This window comes from Lacibacter luteus (assembly GCF_004118265.1).
Classification (GTDB): Bacteria; Bacteroidota; Bacteroidia; order Chitinophagales; family Chitinophagaceae; genus Lacibacter; species Lacibacter luteus.
The window spans coordinates 209,561-232,782 of sequence record NZ_SDHW01000007.1; the positions used below are offsets into that span (position 1 = coordinate 209,561).

Annotated in this window: 15 protein-coding genes; 7 read left to right on the plus strand and 8 right to left on the minus strand. The window is 40.7% G+C overall.

The window, feature by feature from the left end:
• Nucleotides 1–127: 127 nt before the first annotated feature.
• From ESA94_RS19105 to ESA94_RS19115, 3 genes are all read left to right on the plus strand, one after another.
• Nucleotides 128–898, plus strand: coding sequence for a 3'-5' exonuclease (locus tag ESA94_RS19105; protein WP_129132549.1), 771 nt, complete (start codon nt 128–130; stop codon nt 896–898).
• A gap of 71 nt (nt 899–969) precedes the next feature.
• Entirely contained in the window at nt 970–1,767 is a 798-nt protein-coding gene (locus ESA94_RS19110) for a polyprenol monophosphomannose synthase (RefSeq protein WP_205756019.1), read from the plus strand.
• Between the two features lie 42 nt (nt 1,768–1,809).
• Entirely contained in the window at nt 1,810–2,688 is an 879-nt protein-coding gene (locus ESA94_RS19115; RefSeq protein ID WP_129132551.1) for a DMT family transporter, read from the plus strand.
• 243 nt (nt 2,689–2,931) lie between these two features.
• Here the strand turns inward: ESA94_RS19115 and ESA94_RS19120 are convergent, their stop codons facing one another.
• Nucleotides 2,932–5,376: a TonB-dependent receptor gene (locus ESA94_RS19120; protein ID WP_129132552.1), complete on the minus strand. Its 2,445-nt coding sequence runs from the start codon at nt 5,374–5,376 to the stop codon at nt 2,932–2,934.
• A gap of 82 nt (nt 5,377–5,458) precedes the next feature.
• Between ESA94_RS19120 and ESA94_RS19125 the strand changes: the two genes are divergently transcribed.
• On the plus strand, nt 5,459–8,416 hold the full coding sequence (locus ESA94_RS19125; RefSeq protein WP_129132553.1) for an alpha/beta hydrolase family protein: 2,958 nt from the start codon (nt 5,459–5,461) through the stop codon (nt 8,414–8,416).
• Nucleotides 8,417–8,480: 64 nt separating this feature from the next.
• On the opposite strand, the gene ESA94_RS19130 is transcribed toward ESA94_RS19125, so the two are convergent.
• The gene (locus tag ESA94_RS19130) at nt 8,481–9,194 is read right to left on the minus strand and encodes a hypothetical protein (RefSeq protein WP_129132554.1); all 714 of its coding nucleotides are present in this window, start codon (nt 9,192–9,194) and stop codon (nt 8,481–8,483) included.
• A gap of 72 nt (nt 9,195–9,266) precedes the next feature.
• Here ESA94_RS19130 and ESA94_RS19135 point away from each other — a divergent pair, with 72 nt between their 5' ends.
• Nucleotides 9,267–9,773 (plus strand): SixA phosphatase family protein, encoded by a 507-nt coding sequence (locus tag ESA94_RS19135; protein WP_164972799.1) that lies wholly within the window; start codon nt 9,267–9,269, stop codon nt 9,771–9,773.
• Between the two features lie 545 nt (nt 9,774–10,318).
• Nucleotides 10,319–11,818: an Ig-like domain-containing protein gene (locus ESA94_RS19140; protein WP_129132556.1), complete on the plus strand. Its 1,500-nt coding sequence runs from the start codon at nt 10,319–10,321 to the stop codon at nt 11,816–11,818.
• Between the two features lie 66 nt (nt 11,819–11,884).
• Here the strand turns inward: ESA94_RS19140 and ESA94_RS19145 are convergent, their stop codons facing one another.
• The 6 genes from ESA94_RS19145 to ESA94_RS19170 form a co-directional block, all read right to left on the minus strand.
• Entirely contained in the window at nt 11,885–14,716 is a 2,832-nt protein-coding gene (locus tag ESA94_RS19145) for an Ig-like domain-containing protein (RefSeq protein ID WP_129132557.1), read from the minus strand.
• An 877-nt stretch (nt 14,717–15,593) separates the two neighbouring features.
• Nucleotides 15,594–16,952, minus strand: a complete 1,359-nt coding sequence (locus ESA94_RS19150) for a dihydrolipoamide acetyltransferase family protein (protein WP_129132558.1) — start codon at nt 16,950–16,952, stop codon at nt 15,594–15,596.
• 166 nt (nt 16,953–17,118) lie between these two features.
• Nucleotides 17,119–18,384, minus strand: coding sequence for a CinA family nicotinamide mononucleotide deamidase-related protein (locus ESA94_RS19155; RefSeq protein WP_129132559.1), 1,266 nt, complete (start codon nt 18,382–18,384; stop codon nt 17,119–17,121).
• A gap of 5 nt (nt 18,385–18,389) precedes the next feature.
• The gene (locus ESA94_RS19160) at nt 18,390–18,977 is read right to left on the minus strand and encodes a Uma2 family endonuclease (protein WP_129132560.1); all 588 of its coding nucleotides are present in this window, start codon (nt 18,975–18,977) and stop codon (nt 18,390–18,392) included.
• A 40-nt stretch (nt 18,978–19,017) separates the two neighbouring features.
• Entirely contained in the window at nt 19,018–19,407 is a 390-nt protein-coding gene (locus ESA94_RS19165; RefSeq protein WP_240671106.1) for an acyl-CoA thioesterase, read from the minus strand.
• Nucleotides 19,408–19,464: 57 nt separating this feature from the next.
• Complete coding sequence (locus tag ESA94_RS19170; RefSeq protein WP_129132562.1) at nt 19,465–19,872, minus strand: DoxX family protein; 408 nt, start codon at nt 19,870–19,872, stop codon at nt 19,465–19,467.
• 198 nt (nt 19,873–20,070) lie between these two features.
• Here ESA94_RS19170 and ESA94_RS19175 point away from each other — a divergent pair, with 198 nt between their 5' ends.
• Nucleotides 20,071–23,130, plus strand: a complete 3,060-nt coding sequence (locus ESA94_RS19175; RefSeq protein ID WP_129132563.1) for a tetratricopeptide repeat protein — start codon at nt 20,071–20,073, stop codon at nt 23,128–23,130.
• Nucleotides 23,131–23,222: the final 92 nt, after the last annotated feature.

Consider the following 23,222-nt stretch of genomic DNA (forward strand, 5'->3'; position numbering starts at 1 on the left):
TTCTAGGATATAACGACGGAAGCTTCATTTTCAGTATAAAAGCATGCCTTTGTTTTAGTTATTTTTGCGCATGAGCCAACAAATTCCCCTCGGATTCGACAGTACTAATCAGCCAGCTAATAACGAAATGAACCTCCAGCTTAAACGCCCCTTAGCCATCATCGACCTGGAAACCACCGGTGTAAACATCAGCAGCGACCGCATTGTGGAAATTGCCGTAATAAAAGTTTCGCCCGATGGAAGCCGCCAGGTAAAACGTAAACTCATCAATCCCGAAATGCCTATTCCTCCGGGAGCAACTGAAGTACACGGCATCAGCAACGAAATGGTGAAAGATGCGCCAACTTTTAAACAGGCTGCCAACGAAATAAAAATGTTCATCAATAACTGCGATCTGGCAGGTTATAATTCCAACCGCTTTGATATTCCGTTATTGGTAGAAGAGTTTTTGCGTGCAGGTCTGGATATTGAATTGAACGATCGCCACCTGCTCGATGTACAGCGTGTGTTTCATATGATGGAACAGCGCACACTCAGTGCTGCATATAAATTCTATTGCGATAAAAACCTCGAAGGAGCACATAGTGCAGAAGTAGATGCGTTGGCTACTTATGAGGTATTGGAAGCACAAGTAAAACGTTATCCGCAAATGGGAGCCGATGTGGAAGCTATTGTCAAATTCACAGGTGAAGATCAGATTGTTGATTTTGCCCGCAGGTTTGTAATCGAAAACGGCGTCGAAGTATTCAATTTCGGAAAACATAAAGGTAAACCCGTTACATTGGTGTTGAAACAGGAGCCACAGTATTACGATTGGATGATGAAGGGTGACTTTCCGTTACATACCAAACAAAAACTTACCGAAATATTAAACCGTACGCTGTTAAAAAAGAACTAAACGGTTAGAAACTACAAAGAAGTAACAACGACTGTTTTTGAAATAACCTAACTTGCACTGCAATACAACAAGTGGAAAATTTAGTAATCATACCAACTTACAATGAGAAAGATAATATCGAGAATATTATCAAAGCTGTGTTTACATTGCACAACAATTTTCATGTGTTGGTGATAGATGATGGATCTCCCGATGGTACTGCACAGATCGTAAAACAATTGCAAACTGTTTTTCCAGGTAAATTATTTATTGAAGAACGTAAAGGCAAGTTAGGTTTAGGTACGGCCTATATCCACGGGTTTAAATGGGCTATTGCAAAAGGCTATAATTTCATTTGTGAGATGGATGCCGACTTCAGTCATAACCCTGCTGATCTTTCACGTTTGGTGGAAGCCTGCAGAGATAAAGGTGCAGACTTAGCTGTGGGCAGTCGTTATACTAAAGGTGGTGCTGTTGCCAACTGGCCACGTAACCGGATATTTTTATCAAAAGGCGCATCGCTGTATACACGCATCATTACATGGATGCCGGTGATGGATCCCACAGCCGGTTTTGTTTGTTACCGCCGGCAAACACTGGAAGCCATGAACCTCGATGGAATTACATTTGTTGGTTATGCTTTCCAGATCGAAATGAAGTTTGCTGCATGGAAGCTGAAATTCAAAATAGCTGAAGTGCCTATTACTTTTGTCGATCGTAAGTTCGGCGTTAGTAAAATGAACAAGGGTATTGTTAAGGAAGGTATTCTTGGTGTGTTAAAACTCCGCTGGCAAAGTTTGTTTAAAGATTATCATGCACGCATGAAAAGCAAACCCGAAGCTGTTACAGATTTTACTTCTGAAAAAGTAATGGCTGAAAGTAATTCCTGATTTTATTTTCCACCTCACTATTCTGTTTTTCTTTGATACGTTATGCGTAACGCTTTTCTGCAATTACATGCTGCTGTTTTTCTTGCCGGCTTTACCGGGGTACTTGGCCGTTTAATAGAATTGAATGAAGGCTGGCTGGTGTGGTACCGTATGCTGCTCTCTGCTGTTCTTTTGTTTGTGCTGATGCTGTTTCGTAAACAGATCATCCGTATTGAAAAGAAATACCTGTTACGGTGCATCGGCATTGGTGCACTCATCGCTATGCATTGGGTGCTCTTTTACGGAAGTGTGAAGTATGCGAATGTGTCCATCGCATTGGTTTGTTTTGCTGCAACCGGTTCGTTCACTGCTTTTCTTGAACCGCTGCTATTAAAGCGAAGAATTGATCTGGTTGAAGTGCTGCTTGGTCTGTTGGTGTTGTTCGGCATTTATCTCATTTTTCATTTTGATGTGCACTATAAAACGGGGATACTGTTAGGAGTTGCAGCAGCGTTTCTTTCTGCTCTGTTTCCTATTTACAATAAGCAGTTGATTCAGCATGTGCCGGTTTCTACATTAACCTTGTATGAACTGAGTGGAGGATGGCTGCTGTTGAGTTTGGTGCTGCCTTTCTATTTGCAAATCTCACCTGCAACAAAACATTTACCCTCATTAAGCGATTGGTTTTGGTTATTGATGCTGGCATTGTTCTGTACGGTGCTTGCTGTGCAGCTGTCGGTAAATGCTTTGAAGAAGATTTCGCCGTTCACAGCTAATCTCACATACAATCTCGAACCTGTTTATGGTATAGCATTGGCATTCCTCATCTACCATGAAGAGAAAGAATTAGGCGATGGTTTTGTATGGGGCATCCTGCTCATTGTTGCCAGCGTGGTTATTCAAACGTTGAGGGTGTGGAGAGAGAGGAGAGTTGCGAAATAATTTCAGTTAAGAGTTAAGGGTTATGAGTTACGGGTAGTCCTCAACTTGTACACTGCACTTTTCTGTTATAAAAATTTTACCGCAGAGAACGAGAGGAAATAGAGTCGACACAGAGTTTCATGAATTGTATAAACCACTCCCTGCGTTTTACTCTGCATCTTCTTTCTCTGCGGCGAAGAAAAAAATAAAAGTTACGAAGTTGAAACTAGTCGTACTTCCAACTTCGTAACTCGTACTTTCAAATTAGAATTCTAAAATAAACCCAATCGTTGGTGTTACACTCGGATCGTTGTTTTGCAGAATAACCGGAATGGCATTGCTGCCATCGGCTGCAATGGGTCTGCCGTTTGTTGTTGCAAATCCACTGTTATCGGGTGTGCGTTGAAACGTGTATTGCGGAAACGCCGGACTTTTTGCTACATACCAATTGGTAACATCTAAAAACACATCCAATGTCAGGCGTTTAAAATTCCATTTCTTATCAATACGTACGTCGCTTGCATGAAAAGCAGAAAGGCGATTTTGATTTAAACGATTGTAATCAAGCACACCTTCACCAATGCTCAGATAATTTAAACGACTGGCTCCTTCGTTAAACGGTGTAAATGGAGCACCACCCTGATAACGGAATTTCAAACCCAGCTCCCAGTTGCGTGGAAATTTATAGCCCCATGTTACACTTAACAGGTGACGGTTATCCCATGCACTGGCAACGTATTTTTTATCAGCACCTGTAAACTGACTTACAAATAAGGTATAACTGAACACACCGTAAAAACGATTGGTGAGTTTCTGCTGTGCAAACAACTCAACACCATAAGTGCGTCCCTTGCCTGTGTTTACAATATCTTCATTACCGAGTATATTGAAATCGCCGCCCTTATTGGCAAGATTAATGCCATCACGCACACTCACCGGCATTTGATCGTATGCTTTGTAAAATGCTTCAACAGTAAAACGGGTTGTGTTCTTTGGTAAAAACTCAAGACCAATTACATAATGATCGCTGCGTTGATATCCTGCATCACGGTTTACATAATCATTAATACTGTTTTTGAAACCAAGAATAGTGTAAGGCGATAGTTTGTAATAGCGACCAACACTTGCATTCACATTCCATTTATCACTCAACACATAACTGATGCCCACACGTGGACTGAATGTCTGCAGCAGATTCATACCCTCATCGGTAAATGTATTGCCATCCATACGCACGCCCAAGTTGATGCCTAAACGATCAGCAAAGAAACGTTTACCCAGCTGTGCAAAGGCACCCAGCTTGACAAAGTTGTTCGATGTGTTGAAGTTGGCTTTGATCTCCGGTTGCACCAAATTGCCCATTGTGTCTCTTATGGCTGCACGTACTCGTGCAAAACCTTCGTTGCTGAACTGCGGATTTTGTACCACTGCACCATAACTGATCTTCCATCCGTTCTTTGTTTGATTAACATCGAAACGAAGTTTGTTTTCAGTTTCATTGGAAGTAACATCCAACGATTGCTCTGCAGCAACCGGATTGAGATTATCTTCAAACCTGGTGATGTTATTGTTGAATGCATTGCGGCTGAGAGCAAGATTCCAATAGCCGTTTTTAATGGTGCGGCGCAAGGTTGCACCAACGGTATAATTCCATTGATTGATATTGGGATTACTGTTGAGAATGTAGAGCTTTTCGGGTGTTGCTTCTGAAGGTGCTGCAAAACTGAATTCATCAATAGCACCAACGCCCAGCAAGGTCAACGTTGTTTTTTTGTTGAATTGGTGTGTGACCTTGTATTGAAAATCCCAATAGTTCGGACGAATAGGTAAGTCGAGTGCTTGAAACAAAAATTGCAGATAACTTCTTCTGGCACTTGCAAGGAAAGTCGTCTTCTTATTATTACTCAGCGGACCTTCAAGCGTTGCTGCCAGTTCGGTTGCGCTTAAGCGTACATTGCCTTGCACACGGTTGCTGTTGCCACGCTTCTGTTTAAATTCAAACACACTGCTTAATGCATTATCATAACGGGCATCAAAAGCCGAAGAACTCAGTTTTACATCTTCAATAAAACTTACATTGAGTATGCCGGTTGGTCCGCCACCTGCTCCCTGTGTTGCAAAGTGATTGATCACGGGAATTTCTATCCCATCTAAATAAAAAACATTTTCACCAGGGCCACCACCACGGATGATAATATCGTTACGGAAACCGCCCACACTTCCTGAAGTTCCACCTACACCGGGCAGCGTGTTAATCACACGACTGATATCGAAGTTGCCGCCGGGATTGGCTTTAATTTCTTCTGTCGTTAAACGTTGTACACTCAACGGTGTTTCCAGCGTTGCCGCTTTTGCAGTGCGCCTGCCCGTAACCGTTACTTCGCCAATGGTTTTGATCTCTTGCTCCATTTCCACCTGTACGCTTATTTCGTTACCGGTGGTAAGCACAATATTGTAAAGGGTAAATGTTTTATAGCCCACTTTCGTAAAAACAATGTTGTACGATTTGGGATCGATGTTGCTGATACGGAAACGGCCCAGCGAATCGGTGATGCTTCCGGCTTCTGTCTTTTCTACGGCTACAGAAACACCATCAAGAGGCAGCTGGGTTGTTTTATTAATAACAGTGCCGGTAATAACCGCTTTGCTTTGTGCGGCCAATGAAATACAGGCAAGACTCAAAAAGAAGGACAGGATGATCTTATTCATAAATTATTAGTTCCACTGGTGTAAAACATAGTTGGGCGCAAATTGTTTAATTTATCTTGTACAAATAAATATAAAACTGTTCATGAGAAAATTTCTTGTTGTGTTGCTGGCGGCTTTGCCGTTGGCATTACTCGCTCAAAAAAAGCCCCTCGACCATTCGGTGTACGACCGTTGGCAGTCGGTGCAGGGCTCACAAATCAGTAACAATGGTAAATGGGTGGTTTACCAGGTAAGCCCGCAGGAAGGCGATGGTGATCTCATCATTCAATCGAACGATGGTGCTTACAAAAAAGTAATTGCACGTGGATACGGTTCTGTGATAACAGAAGACAGCCGTTATCTGATCTTTAAGATCCGTCCGTTGTTTAAAGACACACGTGATGCACGCATTAAAAAGAAGCGCCCCGATGAAATGCCAAAAGATACACTGGCCATTGTGGAACTGGGAAAAGAAGATGTGTGGAAAACAGCAAGAGTAAAAACATTTAAAACACCTGAAAAGGGCAGTGGCTGGGTGGCTTATCATTTAGATAAAGCATTGCCCGAACCACCAAAGCCTGCTCCTAAGCCTGATTCGCTTACGCAGATAAATAAAATGATGTCGATAGCCGATTCGTTGTTGCGTGTGGCAGATAGTTTAAAGAACAAAGCCAATGAAGCAAAAACGAAAGGTATGTCTGCATTGCAAGCGCCTAAACGGGAAGCAAGACCAGCTAACCGTCCTGCTGCAGATCCTGTAGAAGAGGGAACTGAATTGGTAGTACGCAATATGAAAACAGGCGAAGAGAAAAAGTTTGCCTTGGTGAGCGAATACTATTTCAGCGAACAGGGAAATGTATTGCTCATTGAAACAACAAGAAAGAATGCTGATACATTAAGCAAAGCAACTGTTTACTGGATGAACACAGCAACAGGAAAGATCGATACGGTGTTGAAAGGATTTAATGATGCAAAGAATTACGCAATTGATGAAGCGGGTACGCAAGTGGCATTTGTTGCTGAACGTGACAGTGCAACTAAATCGCTGAAGAAGTTTTATAAACTCTGGTATTACAAAACAGGAAGTGATAGCGCCCGTTTGCGTGCTGACCGTAATAATGCAGGTGTAAAGAGCGGCCTCACGGTAAGTCCTGACTATATCAACAGGTTTAGCAAAAATGGTCAAAGATTATTCTTTGGGTTGTCGCTGATCCGTCAACCAAAAGATACAACGCTTGTTGAGTTTGAAACAGCACGTCTTGATGTTTGGCATTATAACGATATGGATCTGCAGCCGCAACAGTTGCTGCAGGCAAGCGGTGAGCTACGTCGTAGCTATACAGCTGTGTTCAATGGCGATGCAACTGCAGCAACAATTTTGAGCGATGAAACAATGGATCGTTTAAGCTTAACACCCGAAGCAGATGCAGATGTTGCAGTTGGTTTCGACAGCCGTACCTATCGCAAACAAAACCAGTGGGAGCAGCATAATTACAATGATGTGTATTTGGTGAATGTAAATACAGGCGAACGTAAACTGATCGGTAAAAAGATCAGAAGCGGTAACATTTCTCCAACAGGAAGATTTGTGGCATGGTTCGACTGGACAAAGCATCAGTACATGGCTTACGAAACAGCTACGGGAAAAACATCGGTATTAACAGCCGATATTAAAGTGCCGTTGTTTGATGAAGATGATGATCATCCCGATGATCCGCCACCACATGGTACCATGGGCTGGCACGAAGCTGATGCAGCCTTGTATGTGTACGATAAGTTTGATATCTGGAAGCTGGATATGACAGGTAAAAACAAGCCTGTAACAATTACCGGTGGCCTTGGCCGTAAAAAGCAGATCACTTTCCGTAATATCGATCTTGACCGTGATGCATTGTTTGTAAAAGATGGTGAAACATTATTGTTGAGCACATTCGATAATAAAGAAAAGGGTGGTGGATTTGTTAGCTATAAACTGGGCAGCAGTTTCAATTTAAACGAAGCAATCCCTGTAACTTATCCTTCAGCTATCAACGGATTTGGTGTGCAGAAAGCAAAAGACAGTGATGCGTTTATTTATACTGCCGCAACACCGCAAATGAGCGGCGCTGTTTTCACTTCAACTATTGTCAATGCACAAAACCATGCCGCTGCAAAACAGTTAAGTTTTATCAACGAACAACAGAAAGATTACAACTGGTACACAGTTGAACTGCATAAATGGAAAATGTTTGATGGTAAAGAAAGCGAAGGCTTATTGTTTAAGCCGGAAAATTTCGATCCTAACAAAAAGTATCCTGTTATTTTCTATTTCTACGAAAGAGATACCGATACTCGTTACAACTACCGTACACCTGCACCAAGTGCATCTACTGTAAATATTGCTTATTTCACCAGCAATGGTTATCTCGTTTTCGATCCGAATATTTATTACAAGGATGGAGAACCCGGTGAAAGTGCATACAACTCCATTGTAAGTGCAGCAAAATATCTCAGCAAAATGAAATTTGTTGATAGTACGAAGATGGCGATACAGGGACAAAGCTGGGGCGGTTACCAGGTTGCCTATCTTATTACACGTACAAAAATGTTTGCTGCTGCAGGAGCAGGAGCACCTGTTGCCAATATGTTCAGTGCTTACGGTGGTATACGTTGGGGAACAGGAATCAGTCGACAGTTCCAATACGAAAAAACACAAACACGTTTAGGTGCAACACCATGGCAACGTCCCGATCTGTATATTAAAAACTCGCCTTTGTTTAAAGCTGATAAAGTAACAACTCCATTACTGATGATGCATAACGATAAAGATGGTGCAGTGCCTTGGTACCAGGGTATTGAGTACTTTACTGCATTGCGCAGACTGGATAAGAAAGTTTGGTTATTGCAGTACAACGATGAAGATCACAATCTTGTTGAGCGCCGTAACCGTAAAGACTTATCGGTTCGTTTAGCACAATTCTTTGATCATTATCTGAAAGGAGCACCCATGCCCAAGTGGATGAAAGATGGTGTGCCTGCAACAGATAAAGGAATTGACTGGGGACTGGATATTGTGCAGTAAAAATGACTTGTAAAAGCAAAGGCGCAATCGTTCGATTGCGCCTTTGCTTTTTATGGATGAATGATCATGCAGCATTCAGAAACTTTACAAAGCTCCGTTTCGCAATAGGTAAAAATGTTTCTTCTACAGGGTAGGAAAGATCTGTTTCTATACTGTACACTGCCGGATTAGGCAGTTCCATTTTTTTACGAATAAGTTCGCTTTTGATGTGTTGATAAGTGTTTGTGAAAGAATTAAGCCATGTATCGATAAAGTTTGTTTTGAGTGTGCGGTATTGTTCATCGTGCCGCTCGAAAAAACTAAGGCGGTATTGGTACACATTTGTCAGTTTGGTGTTTTTGTTTCGAAGAAATAAATAGCCTTCGGTTGTATCAAGTGGAATAATACCAACAGGTGCAATGAATATGCTTTGTTCAACCAGTTCGTAAATTTCAGTTCCATTGGTAATGGTCGTTTTCATACAATCGATAGAATAATGCATGATTGTTTCCAGTTCCTGCATCAGTTCATCATCTTCTATCATCTGCTCGTATAATAACTGCAGTTTTTCAAGTTGTATACCGGTGAGTTTTTTAGGAAACTGTTCCTGTAAATATTTTTTGTTTTCACGAAACGCCACCAGGTTGTTGTAATGAAAAATTACATCAGCTAATTGCGGGTAGAGTTTGGCTTCGTTAAAATATTTGTTCACTTCCTGCAGATAGGCGAGCAGCGTATACTTCTTTAATTCAAAATCAATAAAGCCATCTGCAAACCAGGTTTCGGATAATGTTTTCATGCCTTGATGTTTTTACCGGGTGATTGTTCCTTAAATTTACAAAACACGGTTCTCTTTTTAAAACCTTGTTTTATGTTTAAACAAAAAATCATCAACCTGTCATCAGTCTTAACAATTGCTTTACTGCTTGCTTCGTGCAGTAGAAATGCCATTTACATTGTACGCCATGCAGAAAAAGCCACCGCCAATGCAAACATGAGCAGCGATGTACCGCTTTCGGCTGATGGTGAGCAACGTGCACAAAACCTGAAAAAGTTATTGCTTGACAAAAACGTGCAAGCTATTTTTTCAACACCATACATCCGAACCAAATCAACAGCTAAACCATTGAGCGATGCCACACAGGTAGCTGTACAATTATACTCACCAAAAGATACCACCGATCTGTTTATTGCAAGAGTAAAAGCAATTCAAAAAAGAAATGTATTGATCGTTGGTCATTCAAACACTGTAGATGGTTTGGTAAATAAACTGATGGGACAACAACTCTTAACCGATCTTCCAGAAACAGAATACGATAACCTGTTTATTGTAAAGCGGAAAGGCAAGAAATATTCTTTCGAAAAAAGGAAGTACTAAATACATAAGTGAAAATCTGTACATAGTATTTACTTCAGGTTTAAATGCAAGTGATGGATATGCTTTAAAAAACGAACAGTTGTGAAAGGTGTTTGTAGTACAAACGACATATCTATGCCTGTAAAGTTTTCATTTTTGAAATAAGAGCTTGAATGAGAGGCGTTTGGAAATACTGTGGAAATTTCGTGCATTGCGTGAAAGTCAATGTGGTATTGAATTTGCGTAATTTTATCACAGGGAAAAAATAGTGTTTTAGCGTGGTAGTTTTGATTGGAAAATCAAACTGGCTTGGTTTAATTTTACTATAGGAATTATAAAGTACAATATCCAGTCCTTACAGAAGAACCTTAATCCGCCAGCCATCGAACTAATTTAATTCCCATTTTTTACTGATGAATAATTAATGATGTTTTAATGAAACATTATTGATTGATGATTTGAACTTTTAAAAGGTTACAGGCGAAGTGTAAGCTCGTCTGTAAGAAAAGGTGAGCAGTTTTAAACGGTGTATTTAAATTAACAAACAATATCTAAAAAAAACCATCATGATTTTTTTTAAACCCCGTACCTGTGTTGCAGCAATACTCTGCGTAACGCTTTTTATGGTTGCCTGTAAAAAAGAAGCTTCCGATAAGTCGGTTGAGGAGTCTTCAGAATTGCAACAAGTAAAAGCAAGAGGACTGGTAGCAGATAATCCGCAAACAGTAAGCAAAGTTCCCTTGATTGTGTCTGCAGATCTTTTAAGTAAAACAAGTGCAGACCCCACTCTGTTAATTGCATTAAAAGGAAAACCTGTTAGTACAACTAAAGATGCAACTCCCCCTGTTATAAGCATAACATCTCCATCGGCAGGCGCTACTGTTTCCGGTACTGTTGATGTTACAGTAAATGCTACTGATAATGTAGGAGTAACAATGGTGAGTTTAACCGTAGATAATGTTTCTGTAAGCAGCAGTACAAGTGCTCCGTTTACAATGTCGTGGAATTCTGCCTCTGTTACTAACGGAACACATACACTGAAAGTAACTGCAAAAGATGCCGCAGGAAATATATCTTCAAACACAATACAGGTGAATGTTAGTACAGTAACCAATACTGATGTAATAAATCCTGTAGTAAGTATTACTTCTCCGGCCAACGATGCATCTGTTACAGGTACAGTAAATATTACTGCAACTGCAACAGATAATAAAGCCGTTAGTACAGTACGTTATAGTATTGATGGTACAGTTGTTGGCAGCAGTACAACTGCTCCTTACAACTTTTCGTGGAATACATCAAGTGTTGTAGCAGGTATACATACAATTACAGTAACAGCAGTTGATGCTGCAGGTAATACAGGAGCACAATCGATACAGGTAACAGTTAGTACAACTGTCTTACCACCTGCACCGTTACCTTCAAAACTAACCTTGTATATGCCTTCTGTTGGATACCAGGGAAGCGAAGGATCCTGTGTTGCATGGGCTGTAGCTTATTACGCCCGTTCTGCAGAAGCCTATTATCGTTCTGGTGCTGCCGGTTACAGCCAGAGTGTAAATGTTTTTAGTCCTGAGTTTCTTTATAATCAAACAAAAAGTTCAATAGACTGCAGCAGTGGATCATCTGTACTTTCTGTTCTTGATTTTGTTGTAAGAAATGGTGTTTGTACCTGGCAATCGATGCCATACACAAGCGGAAGTTGCAGCCTGCTGCCAAGTTCTCAACAGAGTTCAGAAGCTGCTTTGTACAAGATCAGCTCTTATTCAGCAGTGTTAACAACAGATATTACTGCAATTAAAACATTGCTATCGCAAAAGCACCCGTTGTTGCTCGGTGTTTCAACCGATCAGCAATTTGATAATGCAGGCCCGGGTTTTATATGGTCGTCTTATGGCCCTGCAATTACATCGCTGCACGAAGTAACTATTTGCGGTTACGATGATGCGTTACAGGCATTTAAAATTGTAAACTCGTGGGGAACAGGCTGGGGCGATGCAGGTTATTCATGGATATCCTATAGCTTCTTATCGAAGCTGAATAACTATGTGTTCACACTTAACTAAATGAGTTTTATAGATAGTAAAAAGGTGCTGCAATTGCAGCACCTTTTTTTATTTCGGCCTCATCAACTAATTTACCTGTATTAATTTGCCGATTGCGGTTTTGTCATTCACTCTTAGTTTGTATATAAGATTGCTTTCGGATAGATTTCTTGCATTATACTGTACGTTCTGTACAACTCCTGCTTTTATAAATCCTTCATACACTACACCAAGTCTTTGGCCCATTATATTGTACACTTCAAGTGTAGCTCTGCCGGAAACCGGTGAGGAAAATACAAAGGTTACTTTTGTATTGAAAGGATTTGGAAAGGCTTTTACATTCAGTTCAGCTCCCACTGTTTCAGCAGCATCGCTTGTTTTAACAGGAGCGCCTGTTACTTTACTCAATTGATCGCCTGTAAGTTTATCTGTTGGCTTTACAATATTTGCCTGAGTTATTATTGGTGCAGCAAATTCAATTACCTGAACACAGCTGGCAACATTACCACTTGCATCAACAGCATACCATGTACGGCTGATGTTAGCACAATTGACATTATTGTTTTGCTGAGGAGCATCTTTATAATAAACAATTACCGAAGCATTTGAACAAGCATCTGTAGCTGTTGCAGTTCCTGTATTTGCAGGCAGTGTTGATGCTCCGCAAGTTAATGCAGTACCCAAAGCAACTGTTCTGTTTGCAGGACATGTAATTACCGGTGCAACTGCATCTGTAACAGTAATTAACTGTGTGCAGGTGCTGGTATTGCCGCAAGGATCAACAGCTTTCCATGTACGTGTAATTGCTTTTCTTGAACAGTTTTCAACTACCACATCGGAAAATGTTACTGTTGCTCCGCAGGCATCTGTAGCTGTTGCAGTTCCTGTATTTGCTGGCAAGGTTGATGCGCCGCATGCAATAGTAATATCTGCTGGGCAGTTTGTAATAACAGGAGGTGTGTTGTCAACTACATTAACGGTTAATTCACACGATTTTGTTGAAAGACCAGATGTGGATGTAAGTGTAATTCTGATTGTAAACTGGCTGTTGCAATTAAGTTGTGTTACAACATTTACACTGTTGCCTGTAGTTGAACCGCTGGTTGCAGCTCCGTTTGTATTTGGAGCAACAATAGTCCACTGTGCTGTAAAACCATCAGGTATTGCATCTGCCACTCCGTTGTTATCAGGATCGTATTTATAATTAGCAGTTGTGCCAGGGCATGGAGCAGGGCCTGTTACAAGACATGGAGGACTTGAGCGACGTATTTTTATTCGTACATCATCCGTGTTAGAACAACCTTTAGCATCTGTTCCTGTAACTCTGAAATCGTAAAAGTCGCTGATGCCAGTTAAACTGTTTACAGTAAATGTTGCAGTTCCATCTGCATTGTATGTAAATGTTATGTCATCTGCATTCGATGGATTCAGCTCTGCCCAAACAAATGTTGTAGGGTTTGTACCGCCCGTACTGGTAGCTGTAAAGTTTACAACTTTGTATTTGTTTGTATTGAGGTTAAACTCATCAACCACTACGTCAACTTCATCTAATTGTGTAATAGCATTAAATACCATATCGAACGGTGCGGTGTTGTCGTTTGTAATCAATCCATCAATTGTTGGCTTAGGATTTATTTTTCCTGAAACAGCTACACGTTCACTTTCACAATTAATACCATTTGCTCTGCAGCTTACATAATAAGTATAAGTACCTGCTGCACTGCCTGCAGGAATAGTTAATGTACTTCCGTCGGCAGAAACACCATCAGCAGCGCCTAATGCAGTACCACCGCTTGCTGCAGTGTACCATTTTGGACTGCTGCCTATACCACTGCAATTGGCAGAAAGAACTAATGCATTTGGATAACAAATTTCGCCACCTGTAGGTGTGGGAGGAGGTGGAGTTATATTCAATTCGCCTGTTACTAAATCCTGTAAGGATGCATTGAGCGATTGAGAATTTCGGGTTGATAACAGGAAGGTTGAAAAGCATGGTTCAATACCAAGTGCTGTTAAATTAAGATCGCCTTCAAAAAATGCGCCTGCATAAACAGTCGTATTTTGTCCGTTTACTTTTACAATTTTTGTGGTAGAAGGATAATCGGGCGAACCACCACTTGTTGCATATTGCCATGTTTCAACTCCATCTATTTCTACACGGCTGTAAGTTGGAACCGGAAATACTTCTGTATTTACAGCAGCGTTACCATAAGTTGTAGAAACACCCGGATCTATTTCGGTGATTACCTGGAAATCGAAGCCGGCCTGGTTGTTTGCTACAATAAGATTGTAGATTTTCATTTTAGGATGTGCACCGCCACCTTCAAAAGCACTTACAATAAAAATATCGCCGGTATACACATTGTCGTTCGGGTTTGTATCGAGTGTGTGATTTCCAATAAAAGTGCTGGTAGAACCTGTTTTGGGTTTTAAACCTACCGCATTTCTAAAAAACCAGAAACCAAAATTAGCATCACCGTTCAGCGAGGTTCTGTCGCCAAAAAAGTAAAGGTGATTTTCGGGATTAGCTTCGGTGCCTAAATTTTTCATAAAGGAACCTGCATTGGCAATGTCTGTTTTGTTATTGGTGTTACCAAGATTCCAAACCCACGTTGAAATAGGATTGGGGTCTGCAGATCCTTGCGTGTATTGATCGTCTGAACTTGTAGATACATTAAACACATCATGTTCAAATCCCGATGAGAAATTTATATTGCTTAATAAGCCCGGCCATTCGCAAGGATTACCATCAATATGTGGACGAAGCAATGGCGGATTACACGGCAATTGTGCATTAAGGTTGAAATATGCAACTGTAAATAGTAAAAAAAAGAATGCAGTTTTTGTTGTAGATGCAACTTTGGACATAACAAGACTCACTGAGTGTCCGACGGTACATCGTTGGGTTGAGTTACTCATAAATTTTAGTTTTAATGATTTAGAATAAACTTCCCCATCTTTAAAAGGTGGTTTGGTTACAGGAAACATAGTTAAATGATGTTCTGTTCCGGTTTGCAGTAATTGGTTGTTGCGAATAGTAAGAACAATAGTTCTCCATCCTGTAAAAAAATATTACAGGATAGATCATTATTACAGATCCGGAAAAGCAGTAAACAGCGTCGGGCAGTTGTAATGAAAATTTATGGAAGAGTTATAGCAATAAAATAACCTATCAGTTTCTCTGATATAAATAACATTTCCAACATCACTTATTTAGCCAGGTGGTGGATACTGAGCAATTAAAGAAAGCTATCAATGTGCATTGGGTGGTGTATTTAAGGTTTATAAAAGGTTCAATAAAATGTATAGCGAATGTGTTGCACTGCATGAGCATAGCAATACATTATCTTCTGAATTCAAATACATAACGCCTTGTTCAAACAGAGCTATCTGCCCGGTTGTAATTAACTCCTTGCGATTGGTAGATTTCAATACGAATTAAAATAATAAGAGTACAGAAAGAGGTTGACAGGGGGTAGATATGATAATAGTCAGGAAGAGTGCCGATTAGAAAAAAGTATCATTGGGTAGTTTCAGCAGCTTTACTTTCATCAACCATAGTTGTAGTTGGCTGTTTAATAAAAGCGCTATTTTGAAATTAATGAGTTACACAAATTACAAGCTACAAATTAGAAATGCAAGTGTTTAGTAAAAAATGCTTAATTGAAAATTGCAAAAACTTTTGTGTCAAAAAAAAGCTAACTGCACTTGTAAAAATAGAATTTGTTCGTTGTTGCGGTAAGTATAAAAAGAAAGCCGCATGCAATGCATGCGGCTTTCTTTTTATACTAAGAGATCAAATGTCTCTATCAGGATTAAAATTCTGCAACTCGTTTGCAACAGCAGTTAAGAAAGTTGCACCGAGGCTGCCATCGATAATACGATGGTCGTAGCTCATGCTCAAATACATCATGTGGCGAATGGCAATACTGTCGCCATGCGGTGTTTCAATTACCACAGGTCTTTTCTTAATGGCGCCAACAGCCAGCACAGCTACCTGCGGCTGATTAATAATTGGTGTGCCCATTAAACTTCCGAAAGTGCCAACGTTGGTTAAAGTAAATGTACCGCCAACAGTATCATCAGCTTTCAACTTACCATTACGGGCAGCATCTGCAAGGTTGTTTACCTGCTTGGTTAAACCAACAAGGTTTAACTGATCTGCATTTTTAATAACAGGAACAATTAAGTTGCCGCTTGGTAAAGCTGTAGCCATACCAATGTTAATGTCTTTCTTTACAATAATTCTGTCGCCATCAACAGAACTGTTAATGAGCGGATATTTTTTAATACATTTTGTGATTGCTTCAATAAAGAGTGGTGTAAACGTAATTTTTGTTCCTTCACGTTTTTCAAACTCTTTCTTCATTTTATCTCTCCACTGTACCAGGTTGGTTACATCTGCTTCGCTGAAACTTGTAACATGCGGACTGGTATGCTTGCTCTTTACCATGTGGTCGGCAATAAGTTTGCGCATACGATCCATTTCAATGATCTCTACATTACCACTGTAAACAGTTGGTGCAGTAGATGCAGCAGGAGCAGGAACATTATTGTTTGCTGCTGTTTCAACTCTGTTCATCGGCACAACCAATACCTCTTCTTTGCTTGCAGCTTGCGGCGAATAGCTGGCAGCTCCGGTTTTACGTGTACCCACATATTGCAGAATATCACGTTTGGTAACCCGGCCGTCGTTACCTGTGCCGGGAATCTTTTCCAGTTCAGCCATGCCAATGCCTTCCTGTGCAGCAATATTCAACACCAACGGAGAATAAAAGCGAATACCATTTGCAGGCGCACTTACTCTTGCACCGGCAGGTTGATAAGGAATTGCAGCATCTTCTTCTACAACTTCAACAACCGATTCCACAACCGGCGTATGTACAGGAGCAGTTGTAACAGTTGTTTCTGCCGCACCTGTTTTTATACGGGCAATAACAGCACCAATAGGCACAACATCATTTTCATTAAACAACAATTCGCTTAAAACACCTTCTGCAGTGCTTGGTACTTCACTGTCTACTTTATCGGTAGCAATATCAAGCACCGTTTCATCCATTTTAATACTGTCGCCCGGTTTTTTGTGCCAGCGTAAAATGGTTGCTTCCATAATACTTTCACCAAGTTTGGGCATCACTAAATCAACTAAAGCCATAAATGAGTTTTGATGTTTTATTTTTTGTTTCGCCGGCTACAGCATCTCTGTTCATCACCGGTTGTGTCACTCACTTGTGCAACACTGCAACCATCAGCTTGCTGAAAGCCGCACCGGAAAGCTGGACAAACAATCGTTAATCGGGCCAAAGGTAAGGATTGACGATCTAATTCAAGTTGTCGCCTTTAATAAAACGGTAGAGCAATAGCATCGCATGCGCAGCTGTTAACTCAATATTTTTTAAACGGTCGAAACGGAAATACAGTTTTTTTGCAATTGCTTTTTCTCTGGTACCAACGGCCACCCATACAGTACCAACCGGTTTATCGGTTGTGCCGCCGCCGGGCCCCATAACACCACTTGTTGCAATGCCATAATCGGCAGTGGTGGTGTTTAACAAGCCGGTAAGCATTTCCCGAACAGTTTCTTCGCTAACAGCACCTTTTACTTCGAGTGTTTCATGGTTTACACCCAGTACATCTTCTTTTACATCGTAGGCATATGCTACAACTGTTCCTTTAAAATAAACCGATGAGCCGGGAATAGAAGTAAGTAAATGTGCAATATATCCACCGCTGCAACTTTCGGCAGTTGCCATTGTTTGGTTTTTGCTCAGGAGTAATTTGCCAAGCGCTTCTTCTAAGGTAATGTCTTCGTTTATCACCATATGTTCTGCAACCTGTTGCTGCAGTTCTGTAAACTGTTCGTCAAGTTCCTGACTGAGTTTTTTTTCATCGTTACCCGTAGAAGTTAAACGCAACCGAACCATGCCATAATTAGGCAGGTAAGCCAGTTTAATATGTGCAGGTAATGCAATTTCCCATTCGTTAATCTTATCGGCCAGAAACGATTCGCCTACACCTGCGGTTAACAATGTACGGTGCAGGATAAACGGAAGATGAAAGTCTTTTTGTAATAAGGGCAACACTTTATCCTGCATTAAGCCCTTCATTTCATGTGGTACACCGGGCATAGAAACATAAATGCAGTTACCCTTGCGAAAAAGCATGCCGGGTGCTGTACCCCGCTTGTTCATTAAAACAGTACACACATCGGGCACTTCTGCCTGTTTGATATTGCGGTCGATCATGGGTCGGTTCAGTTTGCGAAAGATTGCAGTTACATGCTGCAGTACATTTTCGTCCATAATCATTTTGCCGCCAAAATAATCGCACAATAAAGGCTTGGTAATATCATCGGCAGTAGGGCCGAGGCCACCTGTAAGCAGGATAATTTGTGCATGTTCACTTTCTTCATCCAGTGCCTGCCAAATGTCTTCTCTTTTATCGCCAACTGCAACTCTCCGTTTTACCCAAACACCGATCTTATTCAGCTCTTGTGCCATCCACGCACTGTTGGTATCAATGGTTTGGCCGATCAATAATTCATCCCCAATGGTAATAATGGAGGCATAGATTTGTTGATTCATCATAATAATTAAATGCCTGTTCCTTTGTAAATAGCTGAGAGTGGAAGGTTGAATTGTATGGTTTCGATCAAAATGCTTTTATCACCTTCAACCGGTGTATTGTAAACCCATTTGCCATCTGGTTGCTTCTTGACAATATAAATGCGTTGTTTTATTGTATCAATCATAAAATACTCCTTGAGTGAAGGGATCAACTGATAATATAAAAGTTTTCTTCCTTTATCTACATTTTGCGTAGAGGGAGAAAGTATTTCAAAAATAACGGCAGGATTTAAAAGAGTATCAAACTTATCGTCTTCCAGTTCTTCTTTTCCACAAACAATAATTACGTCAGGGTACATGTAAGAGCTTCTGTCTGCATTGGTGGTTCTCATATTTTCTGCTAACACATTACATTCTTTGTCTTCGAGAAATTTGCCGATCTGTATTGTAAGATTAACAGCGATTTTGATGTGCTTTAAACTCGCACCACTCATGTTATACACTTGCCCGTCGAAATACTCATGCTTCTCATCGGAAGCACGTTCCATTTCAAGGTATTCTTTGGGCGAAATGAAATTGTATTTGGGAGCCGGCTCTTTTACAAGATTATCCATACTTTAAAATTAATTGAAAGAGGGGATAAGTACAAGTTACTCAACCTTTGTTAAAATAGGGACGAACGTGCTGTGCCAAAGCTTCGGGCATTGTACTGCGGGCCATCGTTTTTGCATCAAGAAAATACAGGACTATCCGGCCGATGGTTAATAATTTTCCTTCTTCGTTATATACTTCGTGATGAAATTCGATGCGATGATCGGTGGGTAATTCCCGCAGCTGTGTTTTAATCGTAAGCAAATCATCATACTTCGCCGGCCGAAGAAATTTGGTATGCAGCTCCACAATGGGCATTACAACTCCACTTGCTTCCATTTCTTTGTAGGTAAAACCCAATTCACGAATCGCTTCAGCACGGGCAACTTCAAAGTATTGTGCATAATTGCCGTGGTATACCACATTCATCTGGTCGGTTTCGGCATAACGCACTCGTACCGTTGTTTCGCTGTTAAACATTGCTGGGGTGCAACAGATAGGTTGCGCTATTTACTTAATTAATCCATCAACACTTGCTTTGCCGGGACCGCATAACAGAATTGCAAAGAAGCCGGTTAAATACAAGGCTGCCACTTCTCCTTTTGCAAACAAGGCACTGTTGTGCGCAACAAAAAATGCGTAACCCATTGCGATGATAATGGGAATAACAGTAAAACGTGTAAACAAACCAATGGCAACGAAAATAGAGCAGAAGAACTCTGCAAAAACAACCAATACAAGTGTAGTGGTGCTGCCTATGCCGAAGAGATTTACAAAATGATCCTTCCTGTCAGCAAAATTTACCAGCTTATCGTAACCATAGTTTACACACAAACTGATGCCGAACACGAGCCTTAATAATAAAAAGGAAATGTTAAAAGCTGTAGCCGAATAGTTGATGGACAAAAGTTTCTTCATACGAACGTTGTAGTTTAGTTGCTGTACAGGTAAGCATTACAGCAGGGTTTTGTTCATGTATATTGATTTCGTTTGCGAAATTAACGGAACACAAACTTTTATCCACAAAAATCTGGAATGGTGTTTGAACGGTAACGGAGAGTTTACCTTTACCCGGTACAACAGACTTTAAGAGAACGGATAAAATATTTGCCAACGATGAACGTTTACCCGCTAATGAACAGCCGCATTACTTACATTCTGTTAATTGCATGTTGCAGTTTTACCTTGCAGTTAACTGCACAAACAACAGCAATCAATAACGATCCCCAGGCACGCTTTAAACAGGCGCAGGAATTTTTTCTTAACGATCAATACAGTCTTGCACTACCGCTTTTACGTGAGTTAAAGCAGGAAGTACAAACATCTACTGTACTTAACAGCGGCATACAGGTGCAGGAAATTGATTATTACCTGCTGGCTTGTGGTTTACAGCAAAACGATGAAAGGGTAGTTGCACCCAGCCGTGAGTTTATAACGGTGGTGCATAACCAGCCCCGCACGCAACAGCTCAGTTTTCATTTAGGTAACTACTATTTCCGAAAGCAACAGTTTACCGATGCACTGGAGTTTTACGAAAAAGCCAACATCGCCAGTTTAAATAACGAACAGATATCGGAGCAGAAATTCAGAATAGGTTACTGCTATTTTACATTAAAGCAATACCAGCAGGCAAAGCCGCTTTTTAATACAATCCGTCAACTGCCAACCGATAAATATTACCTCGATGCGAATTACTACTATGGCTTTATTGCTTACAACGATAAACAATACAACGAAGCATTGGGCTGTTTTGAAAAAGTAAAAGATCACCCTGAATATGGAAAGATCGTTCCGTTTTACATTGCTTCCATTTATTATTTCCGTGGAGAAAAAGACAAGGCTATTAAAATTGCGGAAGATGCAGTAAAGCGTCCGAATATTCTGTACGATCTTGAAATGAAGCAACTGCTCGGGCATGCCTATTTTGAAAAGAAAGATTACAAGCGTGCATTACCGTTGCTGGAAGAATATGTAAACAAATCGGAGAAGGTTACCCGCCAGGATCTATACGAGTTGAGTTTTTGTTATTATCAAAATAACCAGCTTACAAAAGCTATTGATGGATTTAAGCAGTTAAGTGGCAGTGAAGATTCGCTTAGCCAGAGTGCAATGTATTTGCTGGGCGATGCTTATTTAAAAACCAATCAAAAAGAAAATGCCCGTAATGCCTTTGCTTTTTGTGCAGCTAACAGCAGCAATCAGCAACAACGTGAAGTATCGCTGTTTAATTACGCCAAGCTTTCGTACGAGTTAGGTTACCAGGGGGTGGCCATCAGTGAGTTTAAACGTTTCCTCAACGAATATCCCAGAAGTACTTACACCAACGAGGCTAAAGAATTGTTGGTAGGATTGCTAACGGGCACCAGTAACTACAAAGATGCCATTACATTAATGGAATCGCTTACAGATCCTTCGGATGCAGCCAAGCGTTTATATCCACGTATGTTGTATGGCCGTGCAGCAGAATTAATTAATGATGGACAGCTGAACCAAGCTGAACAGTTGCTCGATAAAATTCTGAAAGATCCTTACAATGCACCGGTGTTACCGTTAACGAATTTCTGGAAAGGAGAGATTGCTTATAAAAACGACCGGCTCGATGATGCCATTCGTTTCTACGATAAATTTTTGCAAAGCGGTAATGCAGGTATGGGCGAATCAACTACAAAAGAAGCCAATTATAACATGGGCTATTGTTACCTGCGTAAAGAAAACTTTATTGTAGCGCAGGGCTTTTTTCAGAAAGCAGTTGGCCGTATTGCATTAAACTCTGCACCAATTGACCAGGATGCGTATATACGTTTGGCCGATTGTTATTTTATGCAGAAGAATTACAAGCAGGCGTTGAGTATGTATCAGCAGGCGCTGGATTATTCCTGGCCCAATGCAGATTATGCATTGTATCAAAAAGCAATGCTGTCGGGTGTAAACAACAGTCGATCAAAAATCGATCAGTTGTCTACTCTTCAACGTTTGTACCCCAGGAGTAACTTAATTCCCGATGCCAATATGGAAATTGCGAAGACCTATATGGCAGATGAAAAATTCCAGGCTGCTATTCCGTTTCTCAACAATGTAATCAGTGCTCCGCAAAATACAGGCTTCAAACAAAGTGCGCTGTTACAGCTTGGTGTATGTTATTTCAATTTAAATAAACGCCAGGAAGCGCTTGATCAATACAAAAAATTACTGCAACAGTATCCAAATAGTGAAGAAGCTGCTTTTGCGTTGGAGAACATCCGTGATATTTATGTAGAGATGGGTAAGCCGCAGGAGTACGAAGCATTTATCCGTTCAACCGGCAAAAATATTTCTGCAAGTGAAGCCGATTCATTAGCCTATGCAGCTGTTGAAGTAAAGATCAACAACAACGATTGTACGGGTGCAATTGAACAGATCACCAATTATCTTAACCGTTTCCCCAACGGAGCACATGCCATTGATGCACATTACAACCGCAGCGAATGTTACACAGCACGTAAAGATTGGAAGAGTGCATTGCCCGGTTATGAATATGTAGCCAACCAGGGCAGCAGTCAATATGCAGAAAAAAGTGCGTTGATTGCTGCACGTTCTTATTATTTCGAGCTGAAAGATTATGCAAAAGCACAACCGTATTACGATATACTCCGCAATGTTGCTACAACAGACGACAGCAGGCTGGAAGCATTGCGAGGATCGTTGCGCTGCCATTATCAATTAAAAGAATACAAACAGGCAGCGGATGTTGCAAAAGAGCTGTTGGTTGCAAAGGGAGCAGGTAACGATGATAAAGCATTGTCGAACCTGGTAACAGGCCGTAATCATCAATTGAATAATGCATTCGACCTTGCCATACAATCGTACCGTGCAGTTGTAACTGTTAATAAAGGTGAGTGGGCTGCAGAAGCACGCTATGAAATTGCAAAATGCTACTTCGATCTCAACAGCTTGACCAATGCGGAGAAAGCAGCGTTTGAAGTAATTAATAAAAGCGGATCGTACGATTATTGGGTTACCAAATCGTACATTATGTTAGGCGATATTTATTTTAAACAGAAAGATTACTTCAATGCCAAAGCAACCTTCAAGAGTATTGTGGAAAATGCAACCAACCCGCAGTTGAAACAGGAAGCTGAAACCAAGTTGCAACAGGTAACAGAAGAAGAGAAAAAGAATTCGAAGGTGGATGGGTAATAATGTATGAAGTTAGAAGTACGAAGTTCGAACGCACCGACTGACGGATACAACAGGAAGCAACGCATTAACAGCAGATCAGTATAAAGCAA

Bases quoted from the DNA above. Each gene is read 5' to 3' on its own strand.
- ESA94_RS19105 (WP_129132549.1), top strand. From the start codon at position 128: ATGAACCTCCAGCTTAAACGCCCCTTAGCCATCATCGACCTGGAAACC.
- ESA94_RS19115 (WP_129132551.1), top strand. From the start codon at position 1,810: ATGCGTAACGCTTTTCTGCAATTACATGCTGCTGTTTTTCTTGCCGGC.
- ESA94_RS19120 (WP_129132552.1), bottom strand. From the start codon at position 5,376: ATGAATAAGATCATCCTGTCCTTCTTTTTGAGTCTTGCCTGTATTTCA.
- ESA94_RS19125 (WP_129132553.1), top strand. From the start codon at position 5,459: ATGAGAAAATTTCTTGTTGTGTTGCTGGCGGCTTTGCCGTTGGCATTA.
- ESA94_RS19130 (WP_129132554.1), bottom strand. From the start codon at position 9,194: ATGAAAACATTATCCGAAACCTGGTTTGCAGATGGCTTTATTGATTTT.
- ESA94_RS19135 (WP_164972799.1), top strand. From the start codon at position 9,267: ATGTTTAAACAAAAAATCATCAACCTGTCATCAGTCTTAACAATTGCT.
- ESA94_RS19140 (WP_129132556.1), top strand. From the start codon at position 10,319: ATGATTTTTTTTAAACCCCGTACCTGTGTTGCAGCAATACTCTGCGTA.
- ESA94_RS19145 (WP_129132557.1), bottom strand. From the start codon at position 14,716: ATGAGTAACTCAACCCAACGATGTACCGTCGGACACTCAGTGAGTCTT.
- ESA94_RS19150 (WP_129132558.1), bottom strand. From the start codon at position 16,952: ATGGCTTTAGTTGATTTAGTGATGCCCAAACTTGGTGAAAGTATTATG.
- ESA94_RS19155 (WP_129132559.1), bottom strand. From the start codon at position 18,384: ATGATGAATCAACAAATCTATGCCTCCATTATTACCATTGGGGATGAA.
- ESA94_RS19160 (WP_129132560.1), bottom strand. From the start codon at position 18,977: ATGGATAATCTTGTAAAAGAGCCGGCTCCCAAATACAATTTCATTTCG.
- ESA94_RS19170 (WP_129132562.1), bottom strand. From the start codon at position 19,872: ATGAAGAAACTTTTGTCCATCAACTATTCGGCTACAGCTTTTAACATT.
- ESA94_RS19175 (WP_129132563.1), top strand. From the start codon at position 20,071: ATGAACGTTTACCCGCTAATGAACAGCCGCATTACTTACATTCTGTTA.